Origin of the sequence: uncultured Veillonella sp., assembly GCF_963543145.1 — a bacterium.
Classification (GTDB): domain Bacteria; phylum Bacillota; class Negativicutes; order Veillonellales; family Veillonellaceae; genus Veillonella.
The window spans coordinates 88,244-102,668 of the sequence record NZ_CAUTZP010000007.1 but is presented as its reverse complement, the minus strand read 5'-3'; the positions used below and the strand labels follow the sequence as shown (position 1 = coordinate 102,668).

At 36.2% G+C, this 14,425-nt stretch carries 13 protein-coding genes and 1 pseudogene; all 14 read right to left on the bottom strand.

The genetic code is table 11. The features are described from left to right. A pseudogene (locus RWZ05_RS04830) lies at nucleotides 1-407 on the bottom strand (IS256 family transposase); the annotation flags it as partial. Nucleotides 408-965: 558 nt separating this feature from the next. Beyond that, entirely contained in the window at nucleotides 966-1,427 is a 462-nt protein-coding gene (gene tnpA, locus RWZ05_RS04825; protein WP_005380067.1) for an IS200/IS605 family transposase, read from the bottom strand. Between the two features lie 228 nt (nucleotides 1,428-1,655). After that, nucleotides 1,656-1,982, bottom strand: a complete 327-nt coding sequence (locus RWZ05_RS04820; RefSeq protein WP_303938717.1) for a Tat pathway signal protein — start codon at nucleotides 1,980-1,982, stop codon at nucleotides 1,656-1,658. A 314-nt stretch (nucleotides 1,983-2,296) separates the two neighbouring features. Continuing rightward, nucleotides 2,297-2,461, bottom strand: coding sequence for a hypothetical protein (locus RWZ05_RS04815; RefSeq protein WP_314642658.1), 165 nt, complete (start codon nucleotides 2,459-2,461; stop codon nucleotides 2,297-2,299). 225 nt (nucleotides 2,462-2,686) lie between these two features. Continuing rightward, on the bottom strand, nucleotides 2,687-3,097 hold the full coding sequence (locus tag RWZ05_RS04810) for a hypothetical protein (protein WP_314642657.1): 411 nt from the start codon (nucleotides 3,095-3,097) through the stop codon (nucleotides 2,687-2,689). Between the two features lie 390 nt (nucleotides 3,098-3,487). Beyond that, nucleotides 3,488-4,798, bottom strand: coding sequence for an O-antigen polymerase (locus RWZ05_RS04805; protein WP_314642656.1), 1,311 nt, complete (start codon nucleotides 4,796-4,798; stop codon nucleotides 3,488-3,490). Further along, entirely contained in the window at nucleotides 4,788-5,450 is a 663-nt protein-coding gene (locus tag RWZ05_RS04800) for a hypothetical protein (RefSeq protein WP_314642655.1), read from the bottom strand. The genes RWZ05_RS04805 and RWZ05_RS04800 overlap by 11 nt, the downstream gene beginning before the upstream one ends. Before the next feature lie 22 nt (nucleotides 5,451-5,472). Next, a complete protein-coding gene (locus tag RWZ05_RS04795; RefSeq protein WP_314642654.1) occupies nucleotides 5,473-6,717 on the bottom strand; it encodes a flippase in 1,245 nt (414 codons plus the stop codon). Between the two features lie 9 nt (nucleotides 6,718-6,726). After that, nucleotides 6,727-8,619: a hypothetical protein gene (locus RWZ05_RS04790; RefSeq protein ID WP_314642653.1), complete on the bottom strand. Its 1,893-nt coding sequence runs from the start codon at nucleotides 8,617-8,619 to the stop codon at nucleotides 6,727-6,729. Nucleotides 8,620-8,636: 17 nt separating this feature from the next. Beyond that, the gene (locus RWZ05_RS04785; RefSeq protein WP_314642652.1) at nucleotides 8,637-9,782 is read right to left on the bottom strand and encodes a glycosyltransferase; all 1,146 of its coding nucleotides are present in this window, start codon (nucleotides 9,780-9,782) and stop codon (nucleotides 8,637-8,639) included. Between the two features lie 14 nt (nucleotides 9,783-9,796). After that, entirely contained in the window at nucleotides 9,797-10,861 is a 1,065-nt protein-coding gene (locus tag RWZ05_RS04780; protein WP_314642651.1) for a glycosyltransferase, read from the bottom strand. An 8-nt stretch (nucleotides 10,862-10,869) separates the two neighbouring features. Next, on the bottom strand, nucleotides 10,870-11,640 hold the full coding sequence (locus RWZ05_RS04775; protein WP_314642649.1) for a DUF4422 domain-containing protein: 771 nt from the start codon (nucleotides 11,638-11,640) through the stop codon (nucleotides 10,870-10,872). Nucleotides 11,641-11,698: 58 nt separating this feature from the next. Beyond that, entirely contained in the window at nucleotides 11,699-12,796 is a 1,098-nt protein-coding gene (gene glf / locus RWZ05_RS04770) for a UDP-galactopyranose mutase (protein WP_314642648.1), read from the bottom strand. Continuing rightward, complete coding sequence (gene wbaP, locus RWZ05_RS04765; RefSeq protein WP_314642647.1) at nucleotides 12,796-14,232, bottom strand: undecaprenyl-phosphate galactose phosphotransferase WbaP; 1,437 nt, start codon at nucleotides 14,230-14,232, stop codon at nucleotides 12,796-12,798. Before wbaP ends, glf begins: the two co-directional genes overlap by 1 nt. Nucleotides 14,233-14,425: the final 193 nt, after the last annotated feature.

Sequence of the window (14,425 nt, the reverse complement as noted above, 5' to 3'; positions counted from 1 at the left end):
TACTATGAGGCCAAACTTTTCGTAATGCTTTAGGTAAACCATTAGCACCATCAGACACAACGACTTTAGGTTCAACAATCCGTTCCATTAAGCACTGCCAAGCTCTAGCATGCTCATAACGGTAGATATACCACATCATGTACTTCTTCCACTATTGGTGGCAATGGCCATATGGACAAAAATTTAGCGGTTTTACGCCTAAATATACGACCTTTACCAGGCATATCAGCTTGAATATCGGTACTGAATAACCAATTCAAGAATAGGTTTAACTCTTTACTTAAATTATTAATTTTAACGGTAAATGCCACCTTACAATGTTTGCAAAACCAACGCTGAGAACCAGATTTTAAAACACCATGTTTAATACATTTTTCATTACAATCAGGACATTTTATTTGTCGCATAAACTCTTCCTCCATATTTGTTTATATATAGGAAGATATAACCTCATTTTAGTCAGTAATTACAAGGGTTAATTGATGTTTTCACCCACACTTTTTGTCCACCCTCAAACTTCTCCAGAAAAAGATTAAACCCTTATAACACTAGTAAATATCTAGTGTTATAAGGGTTTTTACACACACTTTTTGTCCTATAAGCCTATCATTGCCTTTGGAACACTTGTGGCGCTTATTTGTCTTGGAAAAGACAAATAGCCCTTCGTTACCAGTAACTGGATAACTGAAAGGCCATTTCATCACGTATTTATTTCTTGAGATGAGCCCGACGGTTCTACTCGCTTGGCTATCTTCTTATATTATAGGATTTATGTTATATATCGTCAAATACAGATAAACAATACTGATATGTTGTATTATAAATCAGGACCACCCGTAAAACGGGTGGTTTGCTCACGGGCTATAAGCCCGTAGTACTAGGCCAGCGTCTAAAGGCGCTGGCTTTCACTACGTTCAAGCCGCATAGCCATTGACTCGTAACGCTCCCCTTAAAGGGGATATGTATTACTTGCTACCCTTAAAAGGGTCCTCATATTCTTTTACACTAAGTTTATCTTTCATTTGGTCATGTAACTCTTGCTCACGTATATATTTTTTTACGGTTGCTTCATTTAAACCCACCGTACTTACATAATATCCCTCAGACCAAAAGTGTCTATTTCCAAATTTATACTTTAAGTTTGCGTGTTTATCGAACATCATTAGCGCACTTTTACCCTTTAGATATCCCATAAAAGATGAAACTGATATTTTAGGTGGGATTAATACTAGCATATGTACATGATCTGCCATAAGCTCCCCCTCTATAATCTTGACGCCCTTATATTCACATAAACGTCTCAGTATTTCACGCAAACTATTTCTGTATTGATTATATATAACTTTACGTCTATACTTAGGTGTAAATACTATGTGGTATTTGCATAACCATTTTGTGTGCGCAAGGCTCTGTGTCTTTGTTGCCATATAAAATCACCTTTCTTTTGCATATAATGCGGCTTGAACACCTACATTATACTTAAGCAAGGTGATTTTTTTGTATAACTTTCGTTGCCGCACCCGCATAGCGGGTGGTTTTATGATTCGCGACTACATCGCGAACCAGTCTAAAGACAACAACCAAAAGGCAGCGATTATCTCGCTGCCTTTATTTCTATTATTTACGTACTAAACGTACTAAACCTATTATCTTTTTTATTTACGCGCCACGCGCATGGCCGCCATCATACCTGGGGATTTCCAGACGGATTGACCATTGTCTGAAACGAGTTTGTTGTTATAGTAGAATACATCTGCATTGTAATAATTATTATCGCTAGATGTGACCTTATAGCTAAGACCAGATGTCGTATATACTGTGAAATTAAGTACATCCCCTACTCTCTTTACAGAGTCTTGGTCTACATACCAGCTATTGCCGTTATAGGTTGTGGCATATACATCCGTACGAGCTTCTACATCATGTGTATTAATGCCGATTAACACGAGAAGAGCCGCTAACATATATAAGAATTTACGCATTAGAATTACCTCCGTTTTATCGTTGGAATACTTGCTTATTATACCAAAAAACGGTGAAAATCGCATTAAAATGGCACCTTCTTCTCCATCCACGATTGACAGCTGTCAATGTACAACGTAATGCGTTTCATAATAGGTTTTTCTATGAAAGCTAACCGCATATAGTCTACCACCATACCAACTATGAAAATGAGTGCTACAATGAAGAACCGCACAGTTTAATAGAGGTCCCATATAGTTTGATGTACGCCCCCATCGAATAAAATACGATAAAGGAAAAGATATGCTTAAAGTCAAATGTAGTATGCGGCAAATTAAGCCACTACACCAGCCTTACCACCAAGGCCAAAGACTTGAAGGAATACTTTGTTAAATGTTAACTCTGGCGTAAAGGGAAATGTTCCGTGCACACTGAAATGATGCATAATAATCAGCACCATCGAAACAATGCGCAGCAATTCAATATTGCTTTCTCTCATACGCACGACCTCTCATTCTATAAACATCAAACATCTCTCCAAACTCTATGATAAACATCTAGCAACTTTAATGACTATATGATAAGGCACTTCACCTATTTATCAGCATATACACCATAAAATATAAAATATATATGAGAATATAACGCATATAAAATAAAACTCACCATATAGAACAAAATTCATAGATCTATATGATGAGTAAAATAATATAAATATTAAATTTTAATGTTCCAACCAACCATGAAATTTATGTATAGTTCCATCATTAGAACTCAAGTCTTCAAGATATACATAAGAGTTTTCCATATCCACCTTAATGGCTAATGATTTCTTTTTAGACTTAGCCATATTAATCGTAAGGCCTAATATATTTACAACTTGGAAAAAGTGCTCTGTAGAAGTAAGTTCTTCTAAATTCTTTCTAGCATCTGCAACAATCCGTAGTTTATAGAACCTAGAACCGCCATACATTCTAAAAGTAAAAATAGCTTGTTTAGATACTGCGTCAAAATCAACTTTATACTTTTCAATAGCACCTTCTAATACCATTTGATCTGTATCAACTGTAGTATCTACCACTAGATTCATAATTAAATCCATTGGATTATTCATCAACATAAATGTAGTACTCATATTCTCTCCCTCAATATTTATCAAATCTGAATTAAACTAACCCCAAACATTAATATTTGATATTCAATAAATTCAATATAGATAGTATAGCTTATAATATTAAAATATCTATAGTTTATTTTTAAAATTTTCACCAATTCCCTCATTTTAATTAAATGTAATTATTTTATAGTGCTTACCTATTTCTTATAATAATCAATAAACAATTTCTGTATATCCTCTACACCTCATCTATATGTGTACCCCCTATAGATATTCTTCTGTATATCCTCCGTATATCGTATCCCATACCGATATCTTGCTTTATAAGGTCTGCTACATTATGGACATGAAAAAAGACTAATGCTCAAATCCACTGATTTGAAACATTAGTCTTTTATTATTCCCCAATTAAGTTTTGAATTTGTAGAGCACTTTAATCAAAATAAACTGCAATACTAGGACATAAATGATTTGTGTCCCAAAGAAGTCTATAAAGATTCGATCATCTACGTAGAACAAGTATAGAGGATACACAAATGTGGCATATGCCAATATCATAGGAATGCTATTGCGCTGTCTGCACAGATAATACAAAATCGTATAGATTAAAATGATGAGTAACGCAAATAGATACATACCTAAGAGAGAGAAATCGTGATAATACCGCATCAACGACGTATATACATTAGTATCAATATTGTAGAAATAGGTAAAGAATAAGAAAATACTTGGCTTAGGAAGATTAAAACCAAGAGTATTCAAATTACCATAGGGACCAACGAAGATGGTTTGACCAATCAAGGTAGAGTCCGCCAATTGATACTGTAAAATTACGTCGAACGCCGATAAGGATATACCTGCATAGTGTGCCAAAATCTCAAAAGCCGATTTATTAGCACTAATACCCTTCCCAAATAAAGCGCCTAGTACGACGAATAATAGGAAGAAGGAAACAAAGGATACTCCTGCCGTTGTGAGCAATTTCTTCGCATACGCCAAACCTTCATACTTGCGATACATAGCATGTCCAACAACGGTAAAAATGAATATAACAAGAGTAATAACCAAGATGCGCCCTGTTGTTAAATACACAAAGGGGAAGAAAAATAGTAAAGGTATTAAATAACATAGGTTAGTCCAGCACCACGCTTTAAAGACGGTGCGCTGAATAAAGACGAATATTGATAAATATGTTATTTGTTGCACTAAGATTTGATAATACGCCATCCACCGCGATGGCTTTATGGTAGAACTTTCAGCCATAATATAAGGTCGAATAGAACTAGCTATACCAAGTATGCCGTTCTTATTACCCGCCTTCTCAGCCAAGGTGTACATCTCATGACCTGCTAACCCTAAAATGATGCCTAGTAAAACCCACAGGATACACTGACGATATATAGGAATATATACGTCACTCATAGACTGTGAAGATATAGTGGCTTTCACCAAAGACCTATCGTTCAAACAATGGGCCACATAGAGAGAGCCTAAGGTCATCACTATTTGGGCGGTAATCAAGAGTATTACGGTGCTGCCGTGCATGGGTAGTTGCCACTGTTTCACCATGATGGTACACAGAATACTGGCAATCGTTAAAGACGATTGGGTGGCAATCACAGGCGACAATAAATCGAAATCTAGTGCATATAGTGTCACTAGCAAGAGCAAAACTGATGATAGAGACAGCGATATAAACCAAAATTGGCTATCTACCATGACGATACTTCCTTACAGCTGTTACAGAAATCAATAAAGTCATAACCATACCACCTAATACAAAGCCTACAATGCCGTACTTCACAGGAAGGAAGCCTTCGTTTTGGAATTGCGCATTCCCTCCTATGATTTGTTTATCTACAAGGCGTACGGAATAGTTTGGATTGATAGCTTGTACCTTGCTATTGGCATAGCTAATGTACTGATTAATTAAAATATCCAAATGAGCCTTCGTATAATCCGGATCTTGTACATCGTTTGGATTAAACATGATATACAGCTCATAAATTTTAGGATCTTCTGTATTTACAAAGATATGTTGTTGATACCATTTAAACTGATTGACCGCATCCATAGTACCCCAATTGGAGTTGAGTTTAGACCAATCAAGATCATTAGAGCTTTGCTTCATAAAGCCCATGATAAAACCTTGGGATTGAAGCATTCCTTTTAAATGAAGATCATCCTTCACAATAGCATCTGGGGTTTTATTATCTACTGTAAAAATAACAGATGCATTAATAGGTCCATGAACCATAGTCGGTTTTATCAAAATGGTGCGGGACACAATGATGATGAGGGCACATATAATGCCGACGAGGGCAATTTGCCACCATTTTTGTTTAAGGTCCTTTAAAATATATGTATTCATATGCTTTCACTTCTTTATTTACTTATAAAAATCTAAAATCGCTAGCATTTACGAACTCGATACATCTATATAGTACATAGATTTCTGTTAAAAGCATGGTCAATGCTGCGCCATCGGCCCCCATGTAATAGAGTAAAGGGAAGACGATACATAAATCTAAAATAGCAGAGTGAACTAAAATCGTAACAAATTCCTTTTGATGACCAAAGGATATCATGCCGAATAGGCCATAAATATTGCTAGTAATAACCACTAACGGCAAGAATGCTAATATTTGTAGCACCGATACAGACTCCTCGTAGCTTGGTCCAAGAATGTAGTACACCAACCATTTAGCAGTTACAAAGATACCAATACAGAGCAAGGATGTACCCGAACAAAGAATGATGGTCGCTTTACGCAACACTGATTGAGCACGTTCCTTGGATTCCTTGGCGATTTTATTAACAAATGGATATAAGGCGTCTACTACAGGACTTAGGCCGCCTCTGAAAGCATCGATAATGCGGTTTGCCGCCGTATAGATGCCCACCACGTAGTCGGACGTTACTAAACCGAGGAATACGATGGTAGAGCTAGTATAGAGATTAATAGCCACCATAGAGCCAAAGTAAGGAACGCTATCCTTGATAGCCCATTTAATATGGCACCATTTAATCCTCATTAGAATATCTGGATATTCCTTGTAAATGATGATCCACGAGAATACCGCTGCAATTACATTTGTAATAGACTGAAAGAATGCAGCCCACACGATATCATCTAAGGTATTTACAAAAATAAAAATCCCCGCTACCGATACGATACGACCTAAGATACTAACAAAGGTGATGTAACGCATCTTCTGTATCCCTTGGAAGAACCATATGGGAAACAGAGCCGTACCAATAACATTTAAATACACTGCCCCATAGAGGAGTGCATTATAGTTGAACCAGTTAGATAGGATGAACATCAATATCCCAAATACAGCAGTTATAACGGCGAGGATAAAGAGCTTAGCCCCCATGATAGAGCTAAAATAAAAGCCCCTCTTTGGCCCACGATCATGGCGCGCGATACTTTTAGGTCCACTGAGGTCAAAGCCAAAGTTAGAAAACAGTAATAAATACTGCACCACGCCTGTAGCAAATGCGAGCTGACCAAAGCCATCAACATGTAGTACCCGCACCAAGTACGGGAAGGTAATAAAGCTCAGAATATATTGGAGCCCTTTTACAGTAAGTAAAGATGCAATATTTTCCATTAGTTTAAATTTTATTTTCATTGAATATACCTATTGCATATACTTAGCTTTAAGTAGATAAAATTTTGATATAATCTCAATTCCTAAATTATTTCCTATTAATTTTCTTAGAAAACCTGATAGCCATAAACTACTCCGCATATCAGATACTAATAATTTGGGATGTTTTATATATTCTACTATATTTCTACTTTTAATCATTGAATTATAAATATAATAGTTTTCAAAAAATGGAAATTCTCCCCAGTATTCTATATCCAAATTACTCGGATGTAGTAAAAAGGTCTCTATATTAGAAAAAATAACTGAACTAGACGTCTCATCTACTAGTTGATGAGGAAATACATTGTAAAAATCCTTTGCCCCACTATGTAAATCTGACAATCTACTTTTATATTTATCAGAACAAGTATCATACTCATATTTTGATAATACTGGCTGTACCTTATTTAAATTATTAATATAACCCAAAGTTGTTCCATGCGGAGCCGTAAAGAAAATTTCTAAAAATAGATATCCAAAACGTAATGCACTCTTTAAATTAAGATTATTATCAATATCCATATAAGAATAATTAGGACATTGTGTATTTTGAAAGTATAATGGAATCCATTCAATATCTATATTATGAAATTTAGTAAATTCTACAAGACCATTATAAATAGTCCCAGAGCCTAAATCGACAACACCAATACGAATATTAGATCCTAAAGACTCTATATATTGTTTTAGCAAATTAGATTCATTAATAGAGTTTTCATATACAGTAGATTTTACAGATTCAAATAAGTTTACTATTCGACTATCTTGAATTAAATCCTGCTTTGTAAATTCTTCTGACTCATTAATGCCAAATTGATGCAATAAATTAAGGTCATTATCCAAACCTAATTTATCAAATACTATAGTAGCAGAACTTTTTGTTGGCCAAGATTTATACAAATTTAAGATATCTTCCAAAGTCTCCTGATATTGAATCATAGGAACAATCATAGATCGTCTAGATAAATAAAAATATTCTGTATCACCTAGTATATGATTTTCTTTACAAATATTCTCTAATATATAGCCATCTCGGGCCAAAAAAATAACTTTATCTAGTTTTTCTTTTATTTTATATTGTCCTATCCAAGACAAAAAACCACTAACAATAGGACCAAAAACTTCAAAACCCAATTTATAAGCAAGATTATCCTCTTCTTTACTGTATTTACTAATAAACCCATTTAATATAGAGAAGTCTAAAGATATACCTGATTTTTTTTCATCTATATAATGAGTATTTAATTGCTCTCTGACCCAATACGTGTCTGCCCCAATAGCTCTTGCTTTGTTAATATCCGCGTTCTTATCATTACCAACATGTAAGATATTGGTAACATCTACATTAATATCTTTAGAAACAATTTTATAAAGTTCTCCAGATTCATGTTTAGTAGCTCGATATTCACAAGAAACAAATAATTTCTTATAACCATTAACACCTATATGATGTAATGCAGATTCAATATCGCTGTATCGCAAATACATATCTGAAATTATATAAACATCTTTACCTCTGCTAAGTGCATAATAAAATGCATCAACAACTGGTTTATTCGGTATAACCAAAGTATGTTCAAACTCTAATTCTAAAATTTTACAACGCTTTGCATTATCTTCACCTATAAGTTTAGATAAATGTTCATAAATTTCATCAATATTAACTTCAGAATAATCATATGCCTTTCGTGCAATCTTATCTGCTTTGCTACGTTCTGCATAAAAGTTAAAAGATTTGATTCCAAATCTTTTTTCCCACTCTTGATCTACTAATTTCCATAAATCTCTATCTTTAGAAATAATTCGATGCAATAACGTATCATATACATCAAATGTAATGACCGGATGTGCATCAATGGCTTGTTGTAATGCTAAATCCATTCCTTCTCCCCCAACTATTATGCTAGGTCATGATAGGCGTCTATCAATAACTTCTCTACACGTTCTGTTTCAAACACAATATCATAGCCTGCTGCTTTTAATTCTTCATAACGACTGCGTCTATTATGTTGTTTACTATTCACAATCACCACTGCCCACGCCTTAGCACCGGCGTCTAAGGAAATAAATCGGGTAGATGGTAACAATCCTAATTCCTTAGTTACTGTATCGGATAAAAGCAGTGGCAAATCACAGGCTTGTGCTTCGATGCCTACCACGGTAAGTCCTTCAAAAAAGGAAGGCATCACCAATACATCGGCGGCCTGCATGATGCGGTTTACATCATCTCGTCTACCCAAGAGGCGTACGGAATTTTCTAAACCATAAGCCTTGATTTTCCTTTTTACATCCCTTAAAAATTCACTCTCTTCACTCGTATCCCCTACGAGTAATAGCACAGAATCAGGCTGAATACTGTGTACTTCTTTGAAAATATCCAACAAGAAGGAGTGATTTTTTTGGTACGAAAAACGCCCTACATGTAGCAATGTTAGCGCTGTATCTAAGTTTAAAGCTTGGCGCATTTCATTGCGAACGGCTAAGTCCGCATCATATTTGTGAATATCAATGGCGTTGTAAATAACATGGTATGGATAATCTTTAAACATCCATTGCCCAGCAAACTGACTACATGCAAAGCGCAAATTAGCACTCCAGGCTAGTAATTTCTTGTTCATCCCTACAAGGAGGCGACGAGCCAAGCCTTGCTTGTTTTCAAAGCCTGAATTATGACTATGAATAACTCGAACCGGTATACCAAATACCTTGCCTAAAACGATAGGAAATACGTATTCTAAGCTATTTGTATTCAATACGATTACATCATAGACACCTTTATGTTGTAACAATATATTGAACCACTGCCAATAATGGAGAAGTGGGTTTTTGTGCCTAGACACAACCTTAAAAATCTTGCTACCAGAGGCTAAGATTTCATCTTCATAACAAATAGAATATTCCCCTGTGATGTTCACAAAATCATAATCGATTTTAGTCTTATCAAGATGTCTAAATTGTTCTATCAAATATGTTTCTATGCCACCTAAATTACGTGTCATTCCCACTTGTAATACACGTAATACACGAGGTTCTCGGTTTGTCATAATTGTGCTTCTTTCTAATTAGATTTGATCTTCGCAAATAAACCTTTAAGACGATGGCGTACAAAGGAAATGCACTCCGTACAAGCTATAATGCCTAGGTTGCATTTATACTTTAAGAGGCCCGATAATATGCCAATCAGAGAGGCGCCCCCCTTCATGTGAGGCTCCATGGCTTGATAGACACTATCGGTCCACAATGCTTGTAGCCATTTGTATTTGCCATATAGGGATGAAACAGCCCCCATCCGCTCCAAGGCGGAATACATATATTTAACGTATAATACGCTCAATAACTGGTAGCAATGCGTATCATCAATACCTGCCTTAACCATGTACTGATGGATAGTTTCTACCTTCAAGCGGTACATTTCGTAGTACTTAGGCTCCCATTTCTTAGATAGACTCGTCTTGTCTAGGTCGAGCATATAGTGATAGTACACATGAGGAATCGTCCCCATGGACTGTGCGTGAGTTAAGTATTCGAAGGAGAACATAAAGTCCTCCATAATGTATTGTGATGAAAATTGAATATGATGGTCTTCGATAATGGACCGTTTATAGAACCCGTTCCACACATAGCCAAAGAGTGGAATATATTCCATCTCAAGGGCCATCCGCAAAATAGCGGTAGCATCACTAGACATAAAGTCTGATACATCATTTACCTTGTCTCTAAGACTTTCACCATGCTCAATATAATGCTCAACGGCACCATATTTCCAAAAATCTATATGTGGATGCTGGTTATATTTCTCGAAAAAGGCTGAAAGGATGCTTTCACCATAATAATCATCGGAGTCCATAAAGGTTACGTATGCACCGCGCGCAATAGATAGGCCATAATTGCGGGCATTACATACGCCACCATTCGGAATATGGTGAATCACAAGACACATATCAGGATAGGCACTAGTCATTGTATCAAGCAGTTCCCCCGTTTTGTCCTGAGAGCCGTCGTTGACAATGATCAACTCATATAGGGATGGGTCCACATTTTGTGAATAAACACTGTCTATAACTTGTTTAATTGTAGTTTCAGCATTATACGCAGCAACGATAATCGATAAGACGGGATTCACAATGGTACCTAGCCTTTACTTTGTAAACCAAATTTACGCAACACAAAAGAACTGCCCTTTTTCAACCAATTTTGAGGCTCCATAAAGGACACATTTTGCTCCTTATAGTTAATCTGATTTGTTTCGAGCCATACATCGAGCAAGATTTCGCTTACAAAGCCATAAATACGCGCTTCGTATGTATCGTAATCAGAGATATCGACGCGATGTTCAATTTCTTCCAAGATAGAGAACATCCACTCGCAGTATTGATCAAATAGGTCGCGACGCATGACAAACATGTTGAACATATGCGCCCATGTGCGATTGCAAACCTTTGTGAAAGCAGCGCTATATTCTGGATATTTTTCAGCGATGATTTGCTCTGCCGCATCAAGGCCGTCGCTATGATGAGCATTATTATAATGAGAACGATTAGATTCAATATAATATTTACGCTTATCTGCTACCACAACAGGATATTTTGAAAGTATTGTTTCCCATTCTTGACCTGTAAGAATTTGATTCTTTTTGTCCTCTATGGAACGCACCTCTTTGCGCGTAAAGTAGCGTCTGTAATGAACGAGACCGATATAGTCTGCATCAAGATTTTTCCAAGCCCAATACAGGCCTGTCAATTCACAGTAATTTGCATTTTTTGAAGAAATATTATCTCCCGTATGATCCCCTGTATAACCAATATCTTCCTTGCCTTCTCGACCTACATGGATTGGCATGTACACGGAGTCCTCTGGCATCCAATATTTCTTATGGGTGGCTACTAAAATCTTAATATTCACTAGTACTCTCCTACATGAGTGATGATTGTTAAACTTATACCTACCACAGAATCAGAGCTTATGCTAATTCCTTTTCTACTAATGATAAGGCGCTAGCAATAACCTTATCCATATCGTAATATTTATATTCCCCTAAACGACCACCAAAGATAACATTGGAAATCGTTTCTGCTTTTTTAACATATTTTGCGTAAAGATCTAAATTCTTTATATCATTCACTGGATAATAGGCCTCTTCGCCAATTTTCCAGTCCTTTGGATATTCCTTAGTTACATAGGTAACAGGTTGTGTACCAAATTCAAAGTGTTTATGCTCAATGATGCGAGTATACGGAATGTCGTCTTCCGTATAGTTCACAACGGCAACACCTTGATGGTTTTCCTCTTCAAGACGTTCTGTTTCAAAGTGAAGACCTCGATATTCCAGTACACCTTCAGAGTAATCAAAATACTCATCAATAGGACCTGTATAGATGATTTTATCTGCCAAGGCTTCATATTCGTTGCGATGTTTAAGGAAATCAACACCTAAACGGACTTCAATGCCCTCTAACATGCGTTCAATCATCTTCGTATAACCGCCCATAGGAATGCCTTGGAAACGGTCATTAAAGTAATTGTTATCGTATGTATAACGCACAGGTAAACGTTTAATAATGAAAGCTGGCAATTCTGTACATTTACGGCCCCATTGTTTTTCCGTATAGCCTTTGATGAGCTTTTCGTAAATGTCTGTACCTACCAGGCTAATAGCTTGTTCTTCTAGGTTCTTAGGTTCACTTGTAATAGCAGATCGTTGCTTTGTAATAATATCCTGTGCCTCTTTAGGAGTTCGAATATTCCACATTTTGGAGAAGGTATTCATATTGAAAGGTAAATTATACATTTCACCTTTATAGTTCGCTACAGGGCTATTTACATAGTGATTGAACTCAGCAAATTGATTCACATACTCCCACACATGCTTTAAGGATGTATGGAAAATATGCGCACCATAGACATGAATATTGATGTCGTCTTTGCTTTCACAGTACAGATTACCTGCTATATGATTACGGCGATCGATAACAAGTACAGATTTACCACGCTTGTGCGCTTCATGAGCAAATACAGCACCAAATGGGCCTGCCCCAACTACTAAATAATCGTATTTCATTAATAGGCCCCTTTCGATTTAACGACAGCCAACACAGTTTTCAATAGATATACAATATCAATCCACACGGACCAGTTATGAACATACCAAGAGTCCATCAAAACGCGTTCTTCATAGGTAGTATCGCTACGGCCACTTACTTGCCATACACCGGTAATTCCTGGTGGTACAAGGTAAAAGTCGTTGATGTAGTCACCATATTTGACGATTTCATCACGCACGATAGGACGTGGACCTACAAGGCTCATATCCCCAACGAGAACATTCCACAATTGTGGTAATTCATCGAGACTCGTTTTACGAAGGAATTTACCAATACGAGTAACACGAGGATCATCTTTTAATTTGAAATCTCGTTCCCATTCCTCACGAGCTGCAGGGTTTTCTTTTAAATATACCTCCAATGCCTCTTGTGCATTCGGCACCATGGAACGGAATTTGTAGCATGGGAACTCTTTCCCACCTTGGCCAACGCGCTTATGACCAAATACAATTGGCCCTGGAGAATCTAGATAAATCAATAGAGCTACAATGGCTAGAATAGGCAAAATCAAGATGCCCCCACATACGGTAGCTACAATATCAAAAATGCGCTTCATAATGCGGTTAGACTTGCGAGCCAAGTTATTTTGTACATGCAATACAACAGCTTGCTCCTCCATCATGCCACGAGCCGTAATATTACTTGTAGGCAAACCAAATAATTCAGGTACAAAGGCTACTCGTTTTACTAGTAATTGCAATTGATTGATTAAAGAAACTAGCTTTTTAGGTTCTAATCCTGGTGCACAAATAAGCACTGTTTGTACACCTGTATCCTTGATAACATCTTCAACATCGGAAAAAGTACCAAGACATGGATACTCTTTAGCAATGGAAGAGGATTTAGGATTATCATCTACATAACCAATAATCTTATAGGTAGCAACTGGCATACGATCTAACGATTTCTTTACAAGCTCTGCTGTTTTACCGGCACCAACTAAGAGGACTGGTATAGTTAAGTATCCTGCCTGAGAAAGAATCTTGCCTACAATAAAACGACCACTAAAGATAAAGAGCAGTATAAATATATAAGCAAAGACTACAAATAGACGGGATACATCATTAATGACATGTCCTGTGTACATGAGCACAATAGATACAACTACGCCAATAGTAATACTACGGAAAAGATTTTTCATTGTATCCCAATAAGGAGATACTACAGAATATGTATTATTAAGAAGTAATATAGACAAAAATACAAAAGGTATAATGCCATATACATAAATTTCATCAACTTTGAAGTGGGAGCTGACCGGTAAAATTGATAAATTTACTCGCAGATAATAGGCCGCTAATGTCCCCAAAACAATAGCAACATAATCTGTTATGAGCACTATAATCTTGCTAAAAAGCAACTTGTTGTGATTATTATATCCAGAACTATTCATACTAATACCCCAATTTTTAAAAAAGAGGTTGTTTTCTCAATTAACTTTAAAGAAAACAACCTCTCTTGCATACGAATACAATGTACCAATAATTACTTATATTGTATCATATTCAAATGTTTAAAACTATGAAAAACATAGATTTTAACTATCTTTATATATTTTTTCGATTTTTGAGTCTATTTAAACTAGA

Excerpts from the sequence above, each read along its gene's own strand:
- glf (WP_314642648.1), bottom strand. The coding sequence starts at position 12,796 with ATGAAATACGATTATTTAGTAGTTGGGGCAGGCCCATTTGGTGCTGTA.
- RWZ05_RS04805 (WP_314642656.1), bottom strand. The coding sequence starts at position 4,798 with ATGGTAGATAGCCAATTTTGGTTTATATCGCTGTCTCTATCATCAGTT.
- RWZ05_RS04790 (WP_314642653.1), bottom strand. The coding sequence starts at position 8,619 with ATGGATTTAGCATTACAACAAGCCATTGATGCACATCCGGTCATTACA.
- RWZ05_RS04820 (WP_303938717.1), bottom strand. The coding sequence starts at position 1,982 with ATGCGTAAATTCTTATATATGTTAGCGGCTCTTCTCGTGTTAATCGGC.
- RWZ05_RS04815 (WP_314642658.1), bottom strand. The coding sequence starts at position 2,461 with ATGAGAGAAAGCAATATTGAATTGCTGCGCATTGTTTCGATGGTGCTG.
- RWZ05_RS04810 (WP_314642657.1), bottom strand. The coding sequence starts at position 3,097 with ATGAGTACTACATTTATGTTGATGAATAATCCAATGGATTTAATTATG.
- wbaP (WP_314642647.1), bottom strand. The coding sequence starts at position 14,232 with ATGAATAGTTCTGGATATAATAATCACAACAAGTTGCTTTTTAGCAAG.
- RWZ05_RS04800 (WP_314642655.1), bottom strand. The coding sequence starts at position 5,450 with ATGAATACATATATTTTAAAGGACCTTAAACAAAAATGGTGGCAAATT.
- RWZ05_RS04795 (WP_314642654.1), bottom strand. The coding sequence starts at position 6,717 with ATGAAAATAAAATTTAAACTAATGGAAAATATTGCATCTTTACTTACT.
- tnpA (WP_005380067.1), bottom strand. The coding sequence starts at position 1,427 with ATGGCAACAAAGACACAGAGCCTTGCGCACACAAAATGGTTATGCAAA.
- RWZ05_RS04785 (WP_314642652.1), bottom strand. The coding sequence starts at position 9,782 with ATGACAAACCGAGAACCTCGTGTATTACGTGTATTACAAGTGGGAATG.